Here is a 3,928-nt window from a genome sequence, read left to right on the forward strand (position 1 = left end):
ACGCAGGCGCGGGCGATCGCCCAGTGGCGGTCACGGGCCGCCAACTGCCGCTCCAGCGCGGCGACCAGGGACGGCACGGACTCCGCGGCCCGCAGCTCCACCAGCAGCCGGATGGGGTGCAGGGAGTACGCGGTGCGCAGCGGGTTCGTGGCCAGCGCGGCGGCGGCCCGCGCGGTGCGCGGATCGCCGAGGCGGGCCAGCACCCGGGCGGCGGTCGCACAGCGGGCCGGCTCGCGGTAGTTGAGCAGCAGGACAAGGGTTTCGAAGGCCCTGCGGTCGCCTGCGCTGCCGAGCACGAAGGCGGCCGTCTCCCGCGCCCACAGCGGCTGCTCCGGCGCCACCAGGATGCGGGCGAGCTGTTCGCGCGCGGCGGGGGTGCCCTGCCGTACGAGCGCGAGCAGCGAGGCATGGGCCGCCGTTTCCTGCGGGGTTGAGAGCGAGGCCCGTACCCGCTCCGTCAGCGTCCGGAATTCTTCGTCCATACGAGGTCTCCCCTCCCCGGTGGGCCGCGCCCAGGCACGGCCGCACTTTGAGCTCTGGCATCTTGGTTACCCGGGAGTTAATATGGCGACACGAGCAGCACCCCTGCTCCGGCGGCCTGGTGACGCAGCCGCCTTGTGTGACGTCGGTTCGGCAGTTCCAGAAAAGCGAGTACGGCATGGCCCCGGGACAGGGCCGGCCGCGTGTCTCCCACAGGCAGTTTCCTCCGTGCGGCGCTGTCCGTAAGGGAGCGTGCAAGCCCTTCCATCGGGGATTTGTGTCAGCCGCGTCAACCCCCCGCGCATGCGTGGCATGAACGGCGGCAGCGGCATGGCACGAGCTCCCCTCAGTCGTCACTTCATCCCCTTTTGCGGGGAACACCCTCTGGAGTCCGCGATGGACCGTCTCCCACACACCGGCGTCAGCACTGCGTCCCCCTCTGATCTCTCCCCCTCCCGGGCCCCGCTCACTACTGTCGCCGTCGTCGGGCTCGGCACGATGGGCACCGGCATCGCCGAAATCCTGGCCCGGGCGGGCCGCGAGGTGATCGGCGTCGACATCAGCGAAAGCGCCTGCCGCCGAGCCGTCACCGCGCTCGAGGTCGCCACCGCCCGCGCCGTGCACCGCGAGCGGATCACCGAGCGGGAGCGCGCCGGGATCCTCGACCGCTTCCGCGTCTCCACCGATCTGCGCGCCGCCGCCGACGCGGAGCTGGTGATCGAGGTGGTGCCCGAGGACTACGACACCAAGCACGAGGTCTTCGCCGCACTGGACACCGTCGTCAGCCCCTCGGCGATCATCGCGACCGGTACCAACGCGCTGTCGGTGACCCGGCTGGCCGCCGAATCCGCCCATCCGGAACGGGTCTTGGGCCTGCACTTCTTCAATCCGGCGCCCGCGATGAAGCTCGTCGAGATCGTCTCCAGCGTGCTGACCGCCCCCGCGGCCGTCGAGGCGGTCACCGCGCTCGCCCGCGATCTGGGCAAGGAGCCGGTGGCCCTCGGCGACCGGCCCGGATTCGTCGCCGACGGGCTGCTGTTCGGCTATCTCAACCAGGCCGCCGCGATGTACGAGGCCAAGTACGCGGCGCGGGAGGACATCGACGCCGCGATGCGGCTCGGCTGCGGACTGCCGATGGGCCCGCTGGCCCTGCTCGACCTGATCGGCATCGACACCGCCCGTACCGTCCTGGAGGCCATGTACGCCGCCTCCGGCGACCGGCTGCACGCGCCCGCGCCCATCCTGGGGCAGCTTTCCGAGGCCGGTCTCACCGGCCGTAAGGCGGGCCGCGGCTTCTATACGTACGAGGCGCCGGGCAGCGCCACCGTCGTCCCGGACGCCGCGACGGCCGAGGTGCGGCACTCCACGGAGGGCGCGCGCCCCGTGCGCGCCGTGGGCGTCGCCGGCTCGGGCACGATGGCCTCCGGGATCGCCGAGGTCTTCGCGAAGGCAGGCCTGGAGGTGGTGCTCGCGGGCCGGACCCTGGAGAAGGCCGAGCGGGCGAAGGCCCGCATAGGGAAATCCCTGGAACGTTCGGTGTCCAAGGGGCGGATGACCGAACGGGCCCGGGAGCAGGCGCTGGAGCGGATCACCGCGGCCGACGCGCTCGACGCGTTCGCCGAGGTGGATCTGGCCGTGGAGGCGGTGGCCGAGGATCTGGTCGTCAAGCAGGAGCTCTTCAAGGTGCTCGACAAGGTCTGCAAACCGGGTGCGGTGCTGGCCACGACCACCTCCTCGCTGCCGGTCGTGGCCTGCGCGCGGGCGACCTCGCGCCCGCAGGACGTGGTGGGCCTGCACTTCTTCAACCCGGCGCCCGCGATGAAGCTGGTCGAGGTGGTGCGCACCGTGCTGACCGCGGACGATGTGCGCGCGACCGCGCACGCCGTGTGCGCGGCGGTGGGCAAGCATCCGGTGGACTGCGGCGACCGGGCGGGCTTCATCGTGAACGCCCTGCTGTTCCCGTACCTCAACAACGCCGTGAAGATGGTGCAGGAGCACTACGCCACCCCGGACGCCATCGACGCCGCGATGAAGCTGGGCGGCGGCTATCCGATGGGCCCCTTCGAACTGCTCGATGTCGTGGGGCTCGATGTGTCGCTGGCCATCGAGCGGGTGCTGCACCGGGAGTTCCGTGAACCGGGCCTGGCGCCCGCGCCGCTGCTGGAGCATCTGGTGGCCGCGGGGTGCCTGGGGCGCAAGACCGGGCGCGGCTTCCGCGAGTATGCAAAAGCCTGATTTCTGCTCCGGGTGGGGCGGACCGGCTGAGTCCGGATCCGGGTGGGGCGGGCTGCTGGAGCCTTCCGTCGGTCTGCCCCCGCACCGGCACTCACAGGCGTGTTACGTTCCCCACATGTCCCAGCCCGTGAAGGCCACACGTACGGAGCGTACGAAGCGATCCCCCTCATCCGGTGGCGGTGAGAGCGCGGGAAGTCGCCGCGCCGCGGCTCAACGTCTGTCCATGCGCCGCAAACTCGCGGCCGCGGCGATGGAGTTGTTCGCGACGCAGGGGTACGAGGCGACGACCGTCGACGAGATCGCGGCCAGGGCGGGAGTGGCCCGCCGCACCTTCTTCCGGCACTTCCGCTCCAAGGAAGAGGCGATCTTCCCGGACCACGATGACACGCTGGTGCGGGCCGCGGCGGTGCTGGACGCGGCGCCTCCGCATGAGCACCCTCTGGACACCGTGTGCCGCGGGATCAAGGAGGTCATGCGGATGTACGCGAGCGCGCCGACCGTCTCCGTGGAGCGCTACCGGCTGACCCGTGAGGTACCGGCGCTGCGGGAGCGGGAGATCGCCTCGGTGGCCCGCTACGAGCGGCTGTTCACCAGCTATCTGCTGGGCCACTTCGACGAGGGCGCCCACCACGACGGCGACGACGATCCGCTGCTGGCCGAGGTCGCCGCGTCGGCCGTGGTCACGGCCCACAACCATGTGCTGCGGCGCTGGCTGCGGGCGGGCGGCGAGGGCGATGTGGAAACCCAGCTCGACCACGCCTTCGCGATCGTCCGCGAGACCTTCGGCAGCGGTATCGGGGCCCGCCCCGTCCCGTCCGGCAGCCGCCCCGCGGCGACGGTGTCGGCGACGGACGAGGACGAGGTGGTGGTGATGGTGGCGCGGACGGATGCGCCGCTGGCCGAGGTGATGCGCACGATCAAGGAAGCGCTTAAGCGGTAGCGGTGGCGCTGGCGCTTCGGGTGCGGTGGCGCTGGCGCTGGCGCTTCGGGTGCGGTGGCGCTGGCGCCGGCGCTTCGGGTGCGGTGGTCCGGGGGCGCCGGTCCGGGCTCGCCCGCTGTGCGTGGTGGGTGCCGGGGGCGGGGCCTCCGGTGCGGCGCCCTGGACCGCATATTTACGGCGCCGGTGCCCGGGAGCGTGGAGTGGGCCGGAGATCGGCGCCACAAATATGCGAAAGCGTCCAGGACACCACCCCTGCGACCCCGCCCCCTCCCG

At 72.0% G+C, this 3,928-nt stretch carries 3 protein-coding genes; 2 read left to right on the plus strand and 1 reads right to left on the minus strand.

The window, feature by feature from the left end:
• Positions 1-482: HEAT repeat domain-containing protein (locus KN815_RS29835; protein WP_216344988.1), on the minus strand; the 482-nt coding region annotated here is incomplete at its 3' end.
• A gap of 394 nt (positions 483-876) precedes the next feature.
• Here KN815_RS29835 and KN815_RS29840 point away from each other — a divergent pair.
• A complete protein-coding gene (locus tag KN815_RS29840) occupies positions 877-2,715 on the plus strand; it encodes a 3-hydroxyacyl-CoA dehydrogenase family protein (protein ID WP_216344989.1) in 1,839 nt (612 codons plus the stop codon).
• A gap of 115 nt (positions 2,716-2,830) precedes the next feature.
• Positions 2,831-3,655, plus strand: coding sequence for a TetR family transcriptional regulator (locus KN815_RS29845; protein ID WP_216344990.1), 825 nt, complete (start codon positions 2,831-2,833; stop codon positions 3,653-3,655).
• Positions 3,656-3,928 lie beyond the last annotated feature (273 nt).

The sequence above is a fragment of the Streptomyces niphimycinicus genome (assembly GCF_018883605.1).
Classification (GTDB): domain Bacteria; phylum Actinomycetota; class Actinomycetes; order Streptomycetales; family Streptomycetaceae; genus Streptomyces; species Streptomyces niphimycinicus.